Below are 14,641 nucleotides of genomic sequence, written 5' to 3' on the forward strand. Positions count from 1 at the left end.
AACGAACAGCCTGGATCCGTGTTTTCGGGATGCGAGACATAATGAGGCGCGCCATGACCAGGGATCCCGGACTGAAGCCCGACGATTTTCCCATCGAAGCCGACAAGGACAGGCTCAGGACCCACAAGGGCGAGCCGATCGCCTCGGCCGAGTCGGAGAAGATCGCGGATCAGATCGCCGAACGGCTGAACGAGCATGCCCACCAGGAAGAGCAGGATCGTTGGTCGGCCTAGACGCTTCGCCTTGCCGGCCCCCATCCGGAAAGAGCAACGCCGATAGGAACGGCTTTGTAGGAACGACCTGGGGCCGTTGCGTATTGGGCCGCGCCGGGTCCTTGCGATTCCGGCACTGGCGGCCTCGGTTCGAAGCCCGCCCCCGGGCCACAGGCCGGGGCCGCCTGACGGGGATCAGCCCGTCATCTCAACCCGGCATCTCAGCCCGGCATGGAGCACTACGCGAGAGACTATGGAGGCGCCCACACCAGGGATGCAAAACCCGCTTCGACAGGCGCGGCTCTACGGCTACCTGATCGAACGCGAGGGCGCGCTGTTTCATCCCGGCGGCAGCCACCCGCTGTGCAGCGCAGGCATGACGCGACGCATGATCGAGGCGGGCTGGCTGGTGAAAGCCGGCGATCGCTACGAGCTGACGCCGCAAGCGCGGGAATTGATCGCCCCGGGCGCGATGAGTCCGGGATGACTTAATCGTCGCTGGTGCGGCATTTCCGCGCCCGCGCAGGAACAGGTGCGTGCCGAGATCTTTGCCTCGGCACGGTATGTGACGACGTCAAGCACAGGAGCGGACATGAAAAAGCTGGTTCTCGCGGGGCTCGTTGCGGCTCTCGCATTTTCCCCTGCCGCATTCGCGCAAGGCGGCGCGGGTGCGTCCAGGACCGGGTCGAGCATCGACTCCTCCAGCACCGGCGGCGCGACGGGAGCAGGAGCCTCCAGCCTCAACACGTCATCGGACAACAATGGCGGCGGCGCGAACGCACCGGCCAAGTCGTCCACGACGCGGCCAAGCGACAACGACACCAGGCAAACGCAAGGAGGCCAGCAGGCCATGCCGGGTTCCGGCTCCACCGGAGCGAACCGCAAATAGGCGCGCTGCGAACCGCTGGCCGATTGCCCTCACGCAAAAGGCCCGGACCATCGTCCGGGCCTTGTCTCGTCACCACCAGGGATCCCAATAGGGCGGTGGAGCGTAGGCGTAAGGCACATAATAGGCCCGCCGCACGACGCGCGGTCCATAGTAGCCGTAGGGCGGGCCATAGTAGCGCGGGCCATAATAGGCATCGGCCGCGAGCCCCGCCGCAAGCGCACCGGCAACAAGACCGAAGCCGATACCCGGGCCTCCCCAACGGCCGTGCCAGCCGCCGCGCCAGCCATGGGCTTCCGCCGGCGAGGCCGCCGCCACGAACAGGGCCGAGATCATCGTCAGGACTAAAGCAAGTTTCTTCATGTGCGACTCCCAGAACTTGGAAACCGACCGCAAAACGCCAGACCGGAATTGAAGTTTCCGAGCGTTCCGGAAAATTTTGCCAGCAAACTGGTTTCAAGAGCCGGCTGCCAGCCGCCCCCCGATGGCAGCCCGAACCTTTTCGAACGCGCGCATTTCGATCTGCCGCACCCGCTCGCGTGACACGCCATATCGCGCCGCGAGTTGCTCGAGTCTCAGCGGCGGCTCGGAGAGCCAGCGCGCCTCGAGAATGTCGCGCTCGCGCGGCTTGAGGACGTCCAGCGCGCCGGCAAGGGCTTCACGCCTCCGTTTGGTTTCTTCCCGCTCGGCGTATTCGGCTTCAGGACTGGACGCGGGGTCGACGAGCCAGTCCTGGACTTCGCCGCCGTCGGCGTCGCGCACCAAAGCGTTGAGCGACAGGTCGCCGCCGAGGCGCCGGTTCATCTCGATCACGTCGTTCTCCTGCACGCCGAGCCGCCGCGCGATCTGGCTGGCGTGCTCGGGGCGGAGATCACCATCCTCCAGGGCGGAGATTTCCGCCTTGGTCCTGCGAAGCTTGAAGAACAGCTTCTTCTGCGCGCCGCTGTTGGCAATCTTGACCAGCGACCAGGACCGCAGGATGTATTCCTGTATCGACGCCTTGATCCACCACATCGCGTAGGTCGCAAGCCGAAAGCCCCGCTCCGGCTCGAAGCGCTTGACGGCGTGCATCAGGCCGACGTTTCCTTCGGAAATGATGTCCGCAACCGGCAGGCCGTAGCCGCGATATCCCATTGCAATCCTGGCAACGAGCCGCAGATGGCTTGTGACCAGATGATAGGCTGCCTCGCGGTCGCCGTGCTCGCGCCATCGCTTCGCGTAGGCCATTTCCTGGTCGGGCCGCAGCATCGGAAACTTGCGAATTTCGGCCAGATAATGTGTCAATCCGCCCTCAGGCGACAGCATCGGAACAGTTGCAGTGCTTCCCATGGCCCACCTCTTCGAGTTTGTCTGCTTACGCTCCAAAATCGTCATGACCAAAAATGGTTTCGGCCGACGATGTTACGACCGGTCGGGCCGGCGCGTGAGTTTGCGGCGGCTCCGGCCGCGTCACGAGATAGAGCTCGCCCGCCACCAATAGGAGGGCAGCGACGGCCAGGGCCAACATGCCGAGCACCAGATCGCTGTCATCATCCATGCGCGTTCGAAACGTGTGTCGATGTCGAAGATCGGCAGCCATTGCCATTGGCTATCCGCGACATCGAACGTCGACACCGGAATTTTGTTCCGGCCTTTTGGCGTCCCGCCCAGACGCGCCCTCACCCCGCCAGCGACTTCCTCGTCGCGCGAAGAATATCGTCCGACAGTTTGGGATCGTCCACGGCGCGGGCCAGCACGAGGGCGCCGACCATGGAGGCGGCGGCTGCGAGCGCCTTGTCCTCGCGCTGCCGCGGCTTCAGCGTGGAGGCCATCCGGCTGCTCAGCAAGCCGATCACGCCGCGCACGCCGGCGGTGAAGCGCTGCCTCAGGCCGCCGCCTTGACGTGACACTTCACAGGCGAGCGCAGCGAAGGGGCAGCCGGCGGCGGGATCGTCGCGATGCCCTGGTGAGAGATATTCCGAAAGATAGTCCTCGAGTTCGAACGCCTCGGGCACTTCCTGGCCTTTGGCCTTGATCGCATGCGCCACCGCTTCCTCGACCAGCCGCTCCTTGGAGCCGAACTGGCTGTACAGGCTGCCGTGCGTCATCCCGGCCGCCTCGGCGAGCGCGTCGACACCGACGCCAGCGATGCCGCGCTCCCGCAGCAGCCGCGAGGCGGTCTCGAGAATATGCTCGCGATTTTTGGCGGCCTGTTCCTTTGAGACGCGCATGGGACCGATCCTCGGATGCGGGGGCTTGACTTTTATAATTACGATCGTCATGTATATCAATAATTACGATCGTAATCAAACGATTTCAGGCCCGGTAGCGGCGTCGGAGAGGCATTATGAACAGGATTACACCGAAGATCGCGCTGGTGACCGGCGCCTCCTCAGGCATCGGCCAGGCCACGGCGGAGCGGCTCGCCAACGCCGGCTACAAGGTGTTCGGCACCAGCAGGCGGGGCGCGCAGCCGGGCAAGCAGCCGTTCGAGATGCTGGCCCTCGACGTCACCAGCGATGCGTCGGTGGAAGCCGCCGTCGGCGAAGTGATCCGGCGCGAGGGCCGCATCGACCTGCTGGTGAATAACGCCGGCTTCGGCGTTGCCCCTGCCGGCGCGGAAGAGAGCTCGATGGAGCAGGCGCGCGCGATTTTCGAGACGAACTTCTTCGGCCTGATCCGGATGACGCGCGCCGTGGTGCCGCACATGCGCCGCCAGGGAAATGGCCGCATCATCAATATCGGCTCGGTGCTCGGCTTTCTGCCGATGCCTTACGGCGCGCTCTATGCCGCGACCAAGCACGCGGTGGCAGGCTATTCGGAATCGCTCGACCATGAACTGCGCACGCGGGGCATCCGGGTCTCCGTGGTCGAGCCCGCCTACACCAAGACGCCGTTCGACGCGAACTTCATGGAGCCCGACGCCACGCTCGAGGAATATCGCGAGGCGCGCGCCGGCGTGACCAAGCGGGTGAACGAAGTGATGGCGACGGCCGAACAGCCCGGCGTGGTGGCCGAGACCGTGCTGAAGGCCGCGAGCGCGGCGCGCCCGCAACTCAAATACGCGGCCGGCAGCCTTGCGAAGCGCCTGCGGTTTCTGCGCCGGTTTGCGCCTGCAGCCCTCGTCGATGCCGGGCTTCGAAAGGATTTGCGGCTCGATGCGACTGCGGCGCCGCAGCCCGCCCGCACGGCGCGGGCTTTCTGAAGGCGCGCGACCAGCCGCAAGCTTGCCGTTGCCAAGAACCTCCGGACCGAGAGAAAAAATGAAAGCCCTCATCTTCAAGCGCTACGGCAAGCCGGACCAGATCGCGTTGGCCGAGATCCCCCGGCCGACGCCGAAGCCGAACGAAATCCTGGTCCAGGTTCACGCCGCGGGCTTGAACCCGATCGACAACATGATTCCGAAAGGGACGTTCAAGCCGATCCTCAAGTTTCAGCTGCCGGCCACGCTGGGCAGCGATCTCGCGGGCATCGTCGTCGAGGTCGGAAGCCGCGTGACCCGCTTCAAGCCCGGCGATGCCGTCTTTGCCAGCATCTTCGATCTCGGCACCGGCGCTCTCGCCGAATTCGCGATCGTGCCGGAGGATGCCGCCGCGCTCAAGCCTGCGAATCTGGACTTCGTGCAGGCGGCCTCGATCCCGATGGTCGGCCTGACATCGTGGCAGGCGCTTAGGGAGCGAATACAGCTCAAGCCCGGCCAGAAGGTGTTCATTCCCGCGGGCGCCGGCGGGATCGGCACATTCGCGATCCAGGTCGCGAAATATCTCGGGGCAAAAGTGGGGACGACGACCAGCACCGGCAATATCGATCTGGTGCGCAGCCTCGGGGCCGACGAGGTGATCGACTACAAAACCCAGCAATTCGAGGCGGTGCTGCGGGACTACGACGCGGTGCTGGGTACGCTCAGGGGCGACGCGCTCGAGACATCGCTTCGGATCCTGAAGCGGGGGAGCAGGATTGCTTCGCTGGTCGGGCCGCCGGACGCCGCGTTCGCGCGCGCCCGGGGCATGAATGTTTTCATGGTGCTGCTGTTCGGATTGCTGAGCCGCAAGATCATTCGCCAAGCCGGCAAAATCGGTGCTGAGTACTCGTTCGTGTTCGTGCACCCGGACGGCAGCCAACTCGCCGAGATCGGCGAGCTTCTCAAGGCGGAGCGTATCCGGCCGGTGATCGACAAGGTCTTTCCGTTCGAACAGGCGAAAGAGGCGCTGGCGTATCTGGAAAAGGGACGAGCCAAGGGGAAAATCGTCGTCCAGATAAGATGAGGGCGCGGATGCGGCCCGCCCAATCGCCTCAGCCCTCGACCCGCCACAGCCGCCATCGCTCCGGCACGCCCTTCAGCTGGTGCACGCCGTGATCCCTGAAGCGGATCTCGGACTGCGTCGTCATCAGCTCCTTCACCGCACTCGACACCAACACCTCGCCGGCGCGCGCTTTTGCGGCGACGCGGGTGCCGATGTGGAAGGCGAGGCCGACCGCTTCGGTGCCGCTCACGGTGTATTCGCCGGCATGCAGGCCGACCCTGATCTCGAGGCCGAGCGTACGCACGGCCTTCTGGATCGCGGTCGCGCAATTGATTCCGGCGGCCGGCGTCTTGAACGTCGCCAGCACGCCATCGCCCGTGGTCGTGACTTCCTTGCCGCGCGAGCTCTTCAGCTCCTTGCGGACCGCCGCGTAATAATGACCCATGATCTTGGTCCAGCGGACATCGCCGAGCTTTGCGGCTTTTGCGGTGGAGCCGACGATATCGACGATCAGGATCGTGGCGAGCGCTCGCTTGAGTTCGGTGCTGCCTGCGGCCGGTCGGCGCCGGAGCACGATCGCGCCGACGAGCGGTTCATAGCGATGGTTGCGGCGCCGCGCGATCGCGGCCTTTGCGTAATCCTGGGCACGCTGCGCGCTGCCGCAGCGAATGGTCTTCTCCTGCGGCAGACGGGTCCAGTAGACCTTTCGTCCGTCACCGGCGCCCTGGACCTCCACGGCGCCCCATTTCAGGAGGATCGCCGTGCCGACGCGCCGGACGCACCACGCCTTCGACGTGTAACCCGATACGTTCGACTGATGGATTCCGATGCGGAGGAATTTTGGCATGAACGTGCGGCCGATCGAAGCAACGTTTGGGCTACCCAGGGTCAAGCGTAGTGACACACTCGCGCATTGGCAATACGATCCGCCGTCAACACCTGTTCATTTGAAACCAGTGCAATATGCAAAGCCATTTTCGCGCTTTTTGTGAAGCCGCCCTGTTGTCAGCCGCACTCGCAATCGTCGCCTTGCCGGACATGGCGCGTGCGCAGTCGGGGAGCGCCGGCGGCAGCATCGGCAATGACGAAAAATCGCTGTCCGGTTCGCGCGGGACGCCGCAGGCAACCGAGCCTTCGAAGCCGGCACGACGCGGCAAGCCCACGGACGACGAGCCGCGCCGCGCGCCGCAAAAGAGCGGCGGAGGCGGCAATCTCGACGGAGCATGGGTGCTGACCAGTGTCGGCGCGTCCTGCGGCACCTCCACCGACACGGTGGTCATCACCGGCGGCAAGCTGGTGGGACAGTACGGCACCGCCCAAGTCAGTCCGAACGGCTCCACCTCCGGCGTCGGTGCCGCCGGAAGCCTGAGTTGGACCATGTCCGGGCGATTTTCAGGCCGCAGCGGCTCCGGTACGTTCCAGCGATCCGATGGATGTGTCGGAAGCTGGACCGGATCGAAACAGTGATGGTCCTTGCCTCACCCCTGATACGCAAACAGCTCGATCGGCTCGCTGAAGCCGCGCACACCGTGCTCGCCAACGCGCTCCAGATCGAACTGGCCGCCGACGAGATCGGCGAAGTCGCGTGATAGCAGCACCGTCTTTCCCAATTGCTTGGTCAAGGCTTCGAGGCGCGAGGCCATGTTGACGGCGGGACCGATCACGGTGAAGTCGAGCCGGGTGGACGATCCGATATTGCCGTACATGACGTCGCCGACATGGACGCCGATGCCGTAGTTCAGCGGCGCGCGGCCGGTGCCGTCGTTGCGCGCGTTCAACGCGATCATGGCCTGACGGGCTTCGGTCACGGCATGCAGCAGGTTTGCGCCGGCGTTGGGCTCGCTGAGCGGGAAGATGGCGAGCAGGCCGTCACCGATGAATTTCAGGATCTCGCCGCCATGCCGCGCGATCGGCTCCGACATCGCGTCGAAATAGTCGTTGAGCAGATCGATGACGTCGTCGCGCGGCCAATTGTCGGAAATCTTGGTGAACTCGCGCAGATCGCAGATCATGATCGCGGCGCGCACCGTCGTGCCGGTGCCGCGCCGCGTGGCGCCGGCCAGGATGAGCTCGCCGGCATGGGAGCCGACATAGGTCTCGAGCAGCGTTCGCGCCAGGCGATTCTTGATGCGGATCTCGCTGACCAGCGCCAGCACCGGCAATATGTTCTTGAGGGCGGCGACATGGGCGCCGTCGAAACCGCCGGGCCGGTTGGTCGCGAAGGTGACGAGATGGCGCTTGCCGAGCGTATGATAGAGCGGCCAGGCCACATAGTCGGTCAGACCCTGCGCGCGCATCTCGCGATAGAGCGCGTGCTTGCGGCCGAGCGAGGGGTCGCGCTCGAGATTCTCGCGCACCTCGGTTGCGCCGTCGAACATCTCGTTGGCGGGACTGCCGATGTATTCAGACCGCTCGCGGACTTCGTAGTCGACCCGCGCAATCTCCGCCTCGCGCATGCCGTCGGCCCACATGAAGCGGGCGCCCAGCCATTGCGGATGCTGGATCAGCACGTGAACCGTCGACCGCGCCAGCGGAATGCCGGCCTGCTGAAGCCGGATGCACATCTCGGCAAAGATCTTGTCGATGAAGCGCTCGTCGCGCGTGCCGTTGATCAGCCAATCGACGACGCCGTCGGATAGCGTGGCGTTCTTGTCTCGCGAGGTCATATCTGCCCGTTCATATCGTGGCTGCCCATATCGTGCTCTGGGCAGCGGCTGCATCAGGGCAGATATCGTGCTCCGGCGCGACGGCGTCAACCTAGCCAATTGCACGGATTGTGCGCACCGATCCGGCGGCGGGAACGCGGTTCAGCCGACGATTTGAATAGAGCTCAGCACGGCCAGCCCCGACACAAGCGCAAGCGTCGACGCCCCCGTCAGTTCGACCTTCAACGTGTTCTCGTGCGAAATCGAAAAATCCGTGCCGTCGAGACGGATGCCGCAGTCGCCGCGCGCCGCATAAATCAGATGCGTGCCGGCGGACAATCGCCGCTCACCGGGCGCCTTAAGCGCTTCGAGCTCAAGCGCCACTGCACCGCGCCGGCCCATCAAATTCACCACCTCGACTGGCCCTTCCTCGAGCCTGGTCACGATCTCGAGCTCGCCGGTGAAGCGCACCGTCGTGAACGGCTCGCGCTCGTCGAATTCCTGGTTGGGCGATTTCAGCACCAGCCCGCGTCCGCCGACCACCATCTGCAAACGGTCGATGCCGGGCATATGGGAGAAGGGCCCGGGTGCCACGATCGGCGTGGCCGCGAAGCGCCACAGCAGGCTGTCCCAATCCTTCGCATTGGACTCAGCGCGATGGGCATCCGCGATATCGGTAAAGATGCCGCCGCCGTTCTTCCAGGGCGAGCGGGTATAGTCCTCGGATTTCAGCAGTGTGGTTTTCATGAATTGAGGTGGTCCGGGAGCGCGAGAGGGCGGGTGTCAGTTACGTATCATGCAGGCGGAATCGTCGCCAGTTCGTTTCCGACAGCACGCCAATCTCTTGCGACTACTTCGTCGTCAGTGCCGCGACCGGGCGCCACGCAACATCAGGCGCGCTCTCAACCAACTGCCGGCAGCGGTCGCGCATCAGTTCAGCAGGGCGATCCGGGCCGCGCATATTCAGCACGGCTTCGAAATCAGCGAGTGCAGCCGCAAACCGGCGCGCGCGATAGCTGGCGAGGCCCTGTTCATAGCGGACGATCCAATCAAGCCTCTCCCCGCCGCTCTCCCCGGCAAGTCCGATCAATTCGTAGACCGCAAAGCCCTCCTCACGTCCATACACGGCGATGCTGTCGATCTCGCGCGTGACGATGGCGCCGCGTGCGAGACGTTCGGTCGCTTCGCCAATGAGGATTTGCGTGCCGTAGGATTTGTTGGCGCCCTCGAGGCGGCTCGCGACGTTCACGGCATCCCCGATCACGGTATAATTCAGGCGCAGCTCGGAACCGATATTGCCGACCAGCATGCGGCCGGAATTGATGCCGATCCGGATCTGGAGCGGCTGGCCGAGGTCGTCGGCAAGGCCCGACGCCGCGATCGCCCTGCAACAGCCGAGCGCCGCACGGCAGCAGCGTAGCGCGTGGTCGGCCTGCGGCTGCGGCGCGCCCCAGAACGCCATGACGGCGTCGCCGATGAACTTGTCGATGGTGCCGCCATTGGCGACGACGGCCTCCGAGGCGAGGTCGAGATAGCGCGACAACAGCGGCACCACGCGATCGCCGAGCCGCTCGGACAGTCCGGTGAAGCCGGCGATGTCGACGAAGATCACGCTGAGCTCCTGCATGCTGCCACCTGGGCTTGCCTCGACGCCCTGGCGCAACAGCGAGCGGACCAGATCGGCCGGGATGAACTTGCGAAACGCGGAAAGGCCGGCCGCCATCTCGGCGATCGCGCCCGACAGGCTCGCGATCTCCTTGAGCCGCGACGGATGGCGGCGGACCTGCTCCAGCGCGAAGGCTTCGACATGGCGCAGCTCGCCGACGACGCGCGACAGCGGTGCGGCGATGACGGAACGCGCCAGCATCGCCGAGGCCAATGCTGCGAGCACGGCGCCGATGCCAAGGCCGATGATCAGGCGGCGCAACGTCGTCTCGACCGGACCAAGGAACTCGGCCTCGGGGATCACGGTCGCCAACGACCAGCCAGGAAACGGCAGGGGCGTGAGCGCCACTTCGTAAGCGCCGCCAGCCGATGTCAGCCGACTTCGCCAGGCGTCCTTGCGACCATCCTCGCCCGCCTTCACGAGTGCCATCCGCGCCAGCGGTAGCAGCGTCGTATCGCCCTTCGCAGCGTGCAGCTCGTCGGCGTCCTTATCGGGCGCCGCGATCAGCTCGCCGCTGCCGTCGATGATGAAAGCCGTTCCGGTGCGCCCGACCTCGAGCTGCGACAGGAAGCGCGCGAGCCGGGTGTATTCGATGACGATGGCGAGGACGCCCTGCCGCTCCTGGTAGACGTCGATCGGACCGGCAAAGGCAATCGACGGTCGCTCGCCGGTCGGATGGTCCATGACCTTGAACCACTCCGGCTCCGCGGCCGCCAGGCCGGTCTTGAACCAGGCGCGATCGGCGACGTGAAAATCGGTCGGCTCGAAACGGCGATTGGCGAATTCGATGTCGCCGGGCACCACCTCGTATTCGTCGATGCGGCGCTGGCCGGCATGATCGGTCAGCGAGATCTCCATCATCTCCAGGCGGCGGTCGCCGAGCTTGTGCGCGGCGAAGAAGGTCCCGTCGGGCCAGCCAAAGGCGACCCAGGAGATCGTCGCCTGCGATTGCAGTTGCGACAGGAACACGAATTCGCGCTTGTCGGCCTCGCGGGTGTCGAGCACGTTCTGGAGGAACAGGGTGCGGATCGCGGTGTGGGCGGCACGCGCCTCGTCCACGATCGCGGCGACCTCCTTGCGGACGGCGGCCACGATCTGCTCGTTGATGGTCGATGCGAGCTGCCGGCTCGCCGCCTCTGCCGTGCGCCACCACAACAGGCTGGAGAGGGCGGCGGTCAAAAGGATCGCGGTCAGAACCAGCGCCGAGACGGCGAGGCGAATGCTGACCGTCAGCTTCGCGAGCGCGCGCAGGTGCCGTCCGGGATCGACATTCATCGCTGTTTCCGTTCTCCGGCAAAGCGGCGACTGGCCACCTCCTGTTACCGCTCTACGTGGCACGCGTGCATCGTTACCTGTGGCAGCCACCGCGCCCCGCCGCCAATGCTCTCCGGCTAAGGTCTCGATAGACACTAGGCATTGGATTGACCGGCCCGTCACCCGCTAATCCGATCCAAGCGCACAGCCCGTGCGCCCATCTAACGGCCTCACGAACTCGTGACCTGCTCGATCGGTAACGCGAGCTGGCTGCGAGGCGAACCGAACAAGGCGCTCTTCGCCTGCCAGGCGATGCCATCTCGAACAGGAGAAACTTCAATGTCTGCCAAACTTGCCGTGACCACGCTCGTTCTCGCCGGCGCCATGTCGACCGCACTGGCGACCCTGGCCACTGCTGCTCCGCTGACCAAGGCCGAAGGCGACGCGGCCGTCGCCGCCAAGAAGGAAAGTGCTTCGGCGTCGCACTGAAGGGCCAGAACGATTGCGCCGCCGGACCGGGCACGACCTGCCAGGGCACCTCGACCGCCGACTTCCAGGGCAATGCCTGGAAATTCGTCCAGGGCGGCACCTGCACCAGCATCGAGCTGCCGGGCGGCAAGAAGGGCTCGCTCAAGCCGGTCTGACGCGCTGCGTCGCGACCACCACAACACGGAAGAGCGGAGAGAAACCATGACGACGGCAATCGCGCCTGACATGTCTGCGGTGCCCCTCCGCTATTCCGCGCCGATCGGCGGCGTCGCCGGGACCAGCTTCAAGCCCGAACATTTTCAGGCGATCCTGGGCGCGAAACCGCAGCGTGGCTTCTTCGAGGTCCACGCCGAGAACTACATGGGCGCCGGCGGACCGCCGCACCGCGCGCTGGAAGCGATCCGCCGCGACCATCCGCTGTCGCTGCATGGCGTGTGCATGTCGATCGGCGGACCACAGCCGCTCGACAAGACCCATCTGGCCCGCTTTCGCGCACTGGTGGCGCGTTACCAGCCCGCGCTGGTATCCGAGCATCTCGCCTGGTCGACGCATGAGAGCAGCTTCTTCAACGATTTGTTGCCGCTGCCCTACACCGCAGCCACGCTCCGAAACGTCTGCGATCACATCGATCAAGTGCAGGACGGGATCCGTCGCCCGCTGCTGCTGGAAAACCCGTCGACCTATGTCGCCTTTCGCGAATCGTCGATGAGCGAGACCGATTTCATCCGCACTGTTGCCGAGCGGACCGGCTGCGGGCTGCTGCTCGACATCAACAATGTATTCGTATCCGCGACCAATCACGGCTTCTCGGCACTCGACTACCTCGCGGACTTTCCGCTGCCGCGTGTCGAAGAGATCCATCTCGCCGGCCATGCCGAGCAGGCCGACGACGAAGGTGATCTGCTGCTGATCGACAGCCATGACGGCCCGGTCGCGGACGCCGTGTGGAAGCTGTACGAGATCGTCATCCGGCGCCGCGGCGGCGTGCCGACGCTGATCGAGTGGGACAGCAAGATCCCGGATTGGGCGGTCCTGCGAGCGGAAGCCGCCGCCGCGCAGGCGATCCTCGACCGCTGCCGCCCGGTCGGGCTGACGGGAGATCGTCATGCCGCCTGAGCCTGACCTTTGCTTTGCCGCAGCCTTTGCACCGGCGCTGCTGGACCCGGTGCGCCCTGCGCCTGAGATCGTGACCGGTCCGAACGGCAAGGCACCCGGCAAGCGCTACGACGTCTACCGCAACAACGTCACGGTCAGCCTGATCGACGCGCTCGCTGCGATCTATCCGGCGGTGCAGCGCATCACCGGCGCCGACTTCTTTCGTGCCATGGCGCGCTTCCATGTTCGCCAGACGCCGCCGATCTCACCGCTGCTGTTCGACTACGGCCGCGACTTCCCGGCCTTCATCGCGCAATATGAACATGCGCAGATGATGCCATGGCTCGCAGATGTCGCACGCATCGAGCGGGCCTGGCTTGATGCCTATCACGCCGCCGACGCTGCACCGCTGTCGCCGGCGCAGCTTGCCGCAGTTGCGCCGGAGCGGCTCGGCGACCTTGTTCTCATACCGCACCCGGCGGCGGGAATCGTGCGGTCGCAATTCGCGGCGGTGACGATATTTTCCGCCAACCGCGATACGTCGCCGGTCGGGCGCATCGACGCTGCGACACCGGAGGACGCGTTGGTCACCCGCGCCGAATTTAATGTCGTGGTCCGGCACCTGCCGCCGGGCGGAGCCGCATTCGCGAGCAGCCTGATGTCGGGTCGGCCGCTCGGCGAGGCCGCCGCACGCGCGCTGGACGCGGCGGCCGACTTCGACCTCGCTTCGAACATCACCGGCCTGATCGAGGCGGGCGCCTTCACCTCAATCGCTTTCGGAGACGTCTGATGATCACGGACCAACGCATGCAGGCGGGTGGCGGCCTGCCCTCGCTCGGGCTCCTCGTCGACAAGGCCAATCATCTGGTGCAGACCATCGCCTCGCCGTCGATCGTTCAACTCGTGCTCCGCGGCGCGCTGGCGGTGCCGTTCTGGCGTTCCGGCATGCTCAAATGGGCAGGCTTCCTCAGGCTCAACGACACTGCCGTGACGTTGTTCAGCGACGAGTTCATGCTGCATCTGCCGGGCGGGCCCTATCACTATCCGGCGCCGACCGTCATGGCCTTTCTCTCCGGATGCGGAGAGATCATGTTCCCGATTCTGCTCCTGCTCGGCTTCGGCACGCGGTTTGCGGCGCTCGGACTGCTGTTCATGACCGTCATCGTCGAGCTGACCGTGCCTGACGGCTGGCCGATCCACATCACCTGGGCGGCGATGGCGCTCGGCATCATGGCCTACGGGCCGGGACGCATCTCGCTGGACCACCTGATCTGCCGAGCGCGCGCTCCTGGGCCATAGCGCGAGCCGCCCTCTCACATCCCGCTCAGGCCGCTATCGACCGCGAGCGTCTGCGCGGTGACGTAGACGCTCTCGTCCGAGAGGAAGAACAGCACGGCATAGGCAATTTCCCAGGCGGTGGCCTGGCGGCCGAACGGGACATGGCCCTTGCCACGGTTGGGTCGGCTGGCGCCGGCCTCGCGGCCGTTCGGGGTGTCGACGAGGCCGGGATAGACCAAATTGGCGCGGATGCCGCGGCGCGAGCCGAGATGGGCGATGTTGCGCATGAGGCCGCCGAGCGCGGCTTTCGAGGAATCATACACCGCCATCTGCGAGCCGGCTTTCAGCGCGGCGATGGAGGAGATGAAGACGATCGATCCGCCGTTGTCGAATTTCGGCAGGCCCGCGCGGCAGCACAGCATCGGACCGCGAACGTTGACGTCGTAGATCGCATTCCACTCCTCGGGGCTGACGGCGTCGAGCCCGACCTTGCCGAAGGTGCCGATGTTGAGCACCATGCCGTCGAGCCCGCCCATGGCGCGATGTGCTTCCTCGATCATGCGCTGGACGTTGGATTCAGAGGTGACATCGGCCGTGATGGCAAAGCCCTCGCCGCCTTCGTCGATGATGTGCTTGACGGTCTGCTGCGCGGAGGTGTGGTTGAGATCGGCGACCGCGACCTTGGCGCCCTCACGCGCGCACAGAATGCTCATGGCGCGGCCGTTGCCGATCGGATCGGTGGCGGCATCGAACACGCGCTGGCCACCGCCGACGATCAGGATGCGGCGGCCCCTAAAGCGCCCCCTGCCCGGCGCTTCGCCCAGCGATTCCGCACTCGGCGGGCGGACATAGCGGTCCGGTCTGGTCTCGGAATTCTCGGACATGCGCGCCGC

General features: G+C 65.5%; 18 protein-coding genes and 1 pseudogene. 10 read left to right on the forward strand and 9 right to left on the reverse strand.

The genetic code is table 11. From position 1 onward, the window contains the following. Window positions 1-53 precede the first annotated feature (53 nt). From AC0L3U_RS32425 to AC0L3U_RS32435, 3 genes are all read left to right on the forward strand, one after another. The gene (locus AC0L3U_RS32425) at window positions 54-233 is read left to right on the forward strand and encodes a hypothetical protein (RefSeq protein ID WP_473364441.1); all 180 of its coding nucleotides are present in this window, start codon (window positions 54-56) and stop codon (window positions 231-233) included. A gap of 253 nt (window positions 234-486) precedes the next feature. After that, on the forward strand, window positions 487-699 hold the full coding sequence (locus AC0L3U_RS32430) for a hypothetical protein (protein ID WP_473364442.1): 213 nt from the start codon (window positions 487-489) through the stop codon (window positions 697-699). 105 nt (window positions 700-804) lie between these two features. Beyond that, window positions 805-1,101 (forward strand): hypothetical protein, encoded by a 297-nt coding sequence (locus AC0L3U_RS32435; RefSeq protein WP_473364443.1) that lies wholly within the window; start codon window positions 805-807, stop codon window positions 1,099-1,101. Between the two features lie 69 nt (window positions 1,102-1,170). Here the strand turns inward: AC0L3U_RS32435 and AC0L3U_RS32440 are convergent, their stop codons facing one another. From AC0L3U_RS32440 to AC0L3U_RS32455, 4 genes are all read right to left on the reverse strand, one after another. Beyond that, the gene (locus AC0L3U_RS32440) at window positions 1,171-1,461 is read right to left on the reverse strand and encodes a hypothetical protein (RefSeq protein ID WP_473364444.1); all 291 of its coding nucleotides are present in this window, start codon (window positions 1,459-1,461) and stop codon (window positions 1,171-1,173) included. A 93-nt stretch (window positions 1,462-1,554) separates the two neighbouring features. Further along, window positions 1,555-2,427: an RNA polymerase sigma factor RpoH gene (gene rpoH / locus AC0L3U_RS32445; RefSeq protein ID WP_473364445.1), complete on the reverse strand. Its 873-nt coding sequence runs from the start codon at window positions 2,425-2,427 to the stop codon at window positions 1,555-1,557. A 25-nt stretch (window positions 2,428-2,452) separates the two neighbouring features. Continuing rightward, window positions 2,453-2,635 (reverse strand): hypothetical protein, encoded by a 183-nt coding sequence (locus AC0L3U_RS32450; protein ID WP_473364446.1) that lies wholly within the window; start codon window positions 2,633-2,635, stop codon window positions 2,453-2,455. A 121-nt stretch (window positions 2,636-2,756) separates the two neighbouring features. Continuing rightward, window positions 2,757-3,308: a TetR/AcrR family transcriptional regulator gene (locus AC0L3U_RS32455; protein WP_473364447.1), complete on the reverse strand. Its 552-nt coding sequence runs from the start codon at window positions 3,306-3,308 to the stop codon at window positions 2,757-2,759. Between the two features lie 116 nt (window positions 3,309-3,424). On the opposite strand from AC0L3U_RS32455, the gene AC0L3U_RS32460 reads away from it, so the two are divergent. Then, on the forward strand, window positions 3,425-4,282 hold the full coding sequence (locus AC0L3U_RS32460) for an oxidoreductase (RefSeq protein ID WP_473364448.1): 858 nt from the start codon (window positions 3,425-3,427) through the stop codon (window positions 4,280-4,282). Window positions 4,283-4,340: 58 nt separating this feature from the next. Beyond that, window positions 4,341-5,342 carry an NADP-dependent oxidoreductase gene (locus tag AC0L3U_RS32465; protein WP_473364449.1) on the forward strand — a complete coding sequence of 334 codons (1,002 nt, stop codon included), beginning with the start codon at window positions 4,341-4,343 and terminating at the stop codon, window positions 5,340-5,342. A gap of 28 nt (window positions 5,343-5,370) precedes the next feature. Here AC0L3U_RS32465 and AC0L3U_RS32470 read toward each other — a convergent pair whose 3' ends face one another. Further along, window positions 5,371-6,168 carry an adenylate/guanylate cyclase domain-containing protein gene (locus tag AC0L3U_RS32470; protein WP_473364450.1) on the reverse strand — a complete coding sequence of 266 codons (798 nt, stop codon included), beginning with the start codon at window positions 6,166-6,168 and terminating at the stop codon, window positions 5,371-5,373. 116 nt (window positions 6,169-6,284) lie between these two features. Between AC0L3U_RS32470 and AC0L3U_RS32475 the strand changes: the two genes are divergently transcribed. After that, a complete protein-coding gene (locus AC0L3U_RS32475; protein WP_473364451.1) occupies window positions 6,285-6,788 on the forward strand; it encodes a hypothetical protein in 504 nt (167 codons plus the stop codon). Between the two features lie 11 nt (window positions 6,789-6,799). Here AC0L3U_RS32475 and AC0L3U_RS32480 read toward each other — a convergent pair whose 3' ends face one another. From AC0L3U_RS32480 to AC0L3U_RS32490, 3 genes are all read right to left on the reverse strand, one after another. Beyond that, on the reverse strand, window positions 6,800-7,987 hold the full coding sequence (locus AC0L3U_RS32480) for an adenylate/guanylate cyclase domain-containing protein (RefSeq protein WP_473364452.1): 1,188 nt from the start codon (window positions 7,985-7,987) through the stop codon (window positions 6,800-6,802). A 141-nt stretch (window positions 7,988-8,128) separates the two neighbouring features. After that, entirely contained in the window at window positions 8,129-8,713 is a 585-nt protein-coding gene (locus AC0L3U_RS32485; RefSeq protein WP_473364453.1) for a HutD/Ves family protein, read from the reverse strand. A gap of 103 nt (window positions 8,714-8,816) precedes the next feature. After that, window positions 8,817-10,907 (reverse strand): adenylate/guanylate cyclase domain-containing protein, encoded by a 2,091-nt coding sequence (locus AC0L3U_RS32490; RefSeq protein ID WP_473364454.1) that lies wholly within the window; start codon window positions 10,905-10,907, stop codon window positions 8,817-8,819. Window positions 10,908-11,225: 318 nt separating this feature from the next. On the opposite strand from AC0L3U_RS32490, the pseudogene AC0L3U_RS32495 reads away from it, so the two are divergent. From AC0L3U_RS32495 to AC0L3U_RS32510, 4 genes and pseudogenes are all read left to right on the forward strand, one after another. Continuing rightward, a pseudogene (locus AC0L3U_RS32495) lies at window positions 11,226-11,530 on the forward strand (BufA1 family periplasmic bufferin-type metallophore). Between the two features lie 46 nt (window positions 11,531-11,576). Continuing rightward, window positions 11,577-12,491 carry an MNIO family bufferin maturase gene (gene bufB / locus AC0L3U_RS32500; RefSeq protein WP_473364455.1) on the forward strand — a complete coding sequence of 305 codons (915 nt, stop codon included), beginning with the start codon at window positions 11,577-11,579 and terminating at the stop codon, window positions 12,489-12,491. Further along, window positions 12,481-13,260 (forward strand): HvfC/BufC N-terminal domain-containing protein, encoded by a 780-nt coding sequence (locus AC0L3U_RS32505; protein WP_473364456.1) that lies wholly within the window; start codon window positions 12,481-12,483, stop codon window positions 13,258-13,260. Before bufB ends, AC0L3U_RS32505 begins: the two co-directional genes overlap by 11 nt. After that, window positions 13,260-13,769, forward strand: a complete 510-nt coding sequence (locus AC0L3U_RS32510; protein ID WP_473364457.1) for a DoxX family protein — start codon at window positions 13,260-13,262, stop codon at window positions 13,767-13,769. Before AC0L3U_RS32505 ends, AC0L3U_RS32510 begins: the two co-directional genes overlap by 1 nt. A gap of 14 nt (window positions 13,770-13,783) precedes the next feature. Here AC0L3U_RS32510 and AC0L3U_RS32515 read toward each other — a convergent pair whose 3' ends face one another. Then, window positions 13,784-14,632: an SDR family NAD(P)-dependent oxidoreductase gene (locus tag AC0L3U_RS32515; protein ID WP_473364458.1), complete on the reverse strand. Its 849-nt coding sequence runs from the start codon at window positions 14,630-14,632 to the stop codon at window positions 13,784-13,786. Between the last annotated feature and the right edge of the window lie 9 nt (window positions 14,633-14,641).

The sequence above is a fragment of the Bradyrhizobium sp. Kon69 genome (assembly GCF_055807515.1).